The organism is Paraburkholderia podalyriae (assembly GCF_014397785.1).
Classification (GTDB): domain Bacteria; phylum Pseudomonadota; class Gammaproteobacteria; order Burkholderiales; family Burkholderiaceae; genus Paraburkholderia; species Paraburkholderia podalyriae.
Map to the genome: position 1 here is coordinate 1 of NZ_VZQQ01000180.1, position 2,564 is coordinate 2,564.

General features: G+C 61.7%; 2 protein-coding genes. Both read left to right on the top strand.

All coding sequences use genetic code 11. From position 1 onward, the window contains the following. Nucleotides 1–168 precede the first annotated feature (168 nt). Nucleotides 169–1,692: an IS21 family transposase gene (gene istA / locus F6X42_RS42225; protein WP_187639678.1), complete on the top strand. Its 1,524-nt coding sequence runs from the start codon at nt 169–171 to the stop codon at nt 1,690–1,692. Between the two features lie 12 nt (nt 1,693–1,704). Beyond that, a complete protein-coding gene (gene istB / locus F6X42_RS42230; RefSeq protein ID WP_187639679.1) occupies nt 1,705–2,472 on the top strand; it encodes an IS21-like element helper ATPase IstB in 768 nt (255 codons plus the stop codon). Nucleotides 2,473–2,564 lie beyond the last annotated feature (92 nt).

A 2,564-nucleotide genomic window follows, 5' to 3' on the forward strand; every position in this document is an offset into this window, starting at 1 on the left:
TGCGTATTTCGGATGAAGGTGACCAGCCGTTTCGGGATCGTGACCGGCGATTTCGGCAACGTGACCGGTCGTTTCGGCAACGTGACCGAGCGGACCGGACAGCAGGATTGGCGTTGCGCATGACATCAACCACGCGGGTTATGCTCGCCGGCTTTGGCCGGAGAGACGATGCCCGCGCACCGGATGAACATGCGCATGATCAAGGACGTTATACGACTTAAATTTGACGCAGGCTTCTCGCACGATCGAATCGCCGCGTCGCTGGGCATTTCCAAGGGCGTGGTCACGAAGTACGTCGGGCTGGCTGGTGCCGCCGGGCTGGACTGGGCGAGCGCTTGCGACATGGACGAAGGCGAGCTCGAGCGGCGGCTGCTCGGCAAGCCCAGCGGGCCCACCGCCTACGCTCAACCCGATTACGGGCGCATCCATCAAGAGCTACGCCGCAAAGGTGTGACCCTGACGTTGTTGTGGGAGGAGTATCAGGCGGAGTTTGCGAACCGGCAGACCTACCGTTACACGCAGTTCTGTGAGCACTATAAGGCGTTCGCCAAACGCCTGAAGCGCTCGATGCGACAGATTCACCGAGCTGGCGAGAAGCTGTTCGTCGACTTCGCCGGCCCCACGCTGCCGCTGACAACGGGGCGCCGCGCGCACATCTTTGTGGCCGCCATGGGCGCATCGAGTTACACGTTCGCATGCGCCACGCCAGCCGAGACGATGGAGGACTGGCTGGGCGGTATCGGCCGCGCGCTGACCTTCTACGGCGGCGTTCCACAGCTGATCGTACCGGACAACCCGCGTGCGATGATCGCTGACCCTGATCGTTACGAGCCGCGCGCAGGCGACACCGTGTTGGACTTCGCGCGTCACTACGGAACCTCATTCCTGCCGGCGCGCGTCTATCGCCCCCAGGACAAGCCGAAGGTTGAAGTAGCGGTTCAGATCGTCGAGCGCTGGATCATGGCGCGCCTGCGTCATCATCGATTCGAAACTATTGAGTCGGTCAACGACGCGATCCGCCCGCTACTGAAGAAGCTGAACGGGCGTCCGTTTCAGAAGCTGCCGGGATGCCGTGCCACTGCATTTGCCGAACTGGACGCGCCGGCTTTACAACCGCTGCCGGTGCAGCCGTATGAGCTTGCGCGGTTCAAGTCGGTCACGGTCCACATTGATTATCACGTCGAGATCGACAAACACCGCTACAGCGTTCCGCAGGCGCTAGTCGGACTCAAGCTCGATGCACGCATCACGGCGGGCGCCGTCGAGCTGCTGCATCGCGGTCGCCGCGTGGCCAGCCACGCCCGCAACGATCGCGTGGGAGGCTACACGACAGTCGTAGAGCACATGCCGGCGGCACACCGCGCCCATCTCGAATGGACACCGCAGCGCCTCATTCACTGGGGCCAGCAGATTGGCGGAGCAACCGGCGCGCTTGTTACTCGGCTTCTCCAGGAGCAACGTCATCCCGAGCACGGTTATCGGGCGTGCCTTGGACTGCTTTCGCTCTCTCGTCGCTACGGCCACGAGCGTCTGGAAGCGGCGTGCGCATTGGCACTCGAACTGGGCGTACACCGTTACCGCCACGTGCGCGACATCCTGATCAACAACCGCGACCGCGCCGCAGCAACAACGCCAGCTGAATGGATCAGCCCAAGCCACGCGCATGTGCGCGGCCCCAGCTACTACCAATAAAGAGAACCCACCATGATGATGCAACAGACCTTGACGCAACTGCGCACCTTGAAGCTGGATGGCTTTGCCGAAGGATTGGAGCAGCAATTGACGCAACCCGGCACGGCGACCCTCAGTTTCGAGGAACGCTTGTCATTGTTGGTCGACCGGGAAGCAAGCTGGCGCGATGATCGCCGTCGCACCCGACTGCTTAAGCAAGCGCGCCTGAAGTATCCGCAGGCCGCCATTGAAGATCTGGACACTCGCGCAGGTCGAGGGATCGACCCGCGTTCGCTCACAAGCCTGGCTCTCGGCGACTGGGTTGAGGCCGGATACAGCCTGCTCATTAGCGGCGCGACTGGCGCAGGCAAGTCATGGCTCGCTTGCGCCTTGGCGCAGTATGCCTGCCGACGCGGGCACTCCGCGTTGTATCTGCGCGTCCCGCGACTGGGCGAGGAACTACGCGTTCTGCACGGCAACGGCGGCTTCACCAAATGGCTGCTGCAGGTTGCTCGCACGGATGTTCTCTTGCTGGACGATTGGGGAATGGCTCCGCTCGACGCGATGGTTCGAAATGATCTACTCGAGATGATTGACGACCGTTCTGCCGGCAAGGCCACGATCGTAACCAGCCAGCTACCGATCGAACACTGGCATGGCTGGATAGGTGACGAGACCATCGCCGACGCGATGCTTGACCGTCTCATGCACCGTCACCACCGCATCAAACTCACAGGCGAATCTCTAAGGAAGCCATCTCCAAAGTCCAGTGTATTGGAACCAGAACTCGACCAAAACTAGGGAGGAACTCTACAATCGAAACCGCGCAACGCCCAACCTCGCCGAATCGGTCACGTTCCCGAAATCAGCGGTCACGTTCACCGAAATACGCA

Excerpts from the sequence above, each read along its gene's own strand:
- istA (WP_187639678.1), top strand. The coding sequence starts at position 169 with ATGCCCGCGCACCGGATGAACATGCGCATGATCAAGGACGTTATACGA.
- istB (WP_187639679.1), top strand. The coding sequence starts at position 1,705 with ATGATGATGCAACAGACCTTGACGCAACTGCGCACCTTGAAGCTGGAT.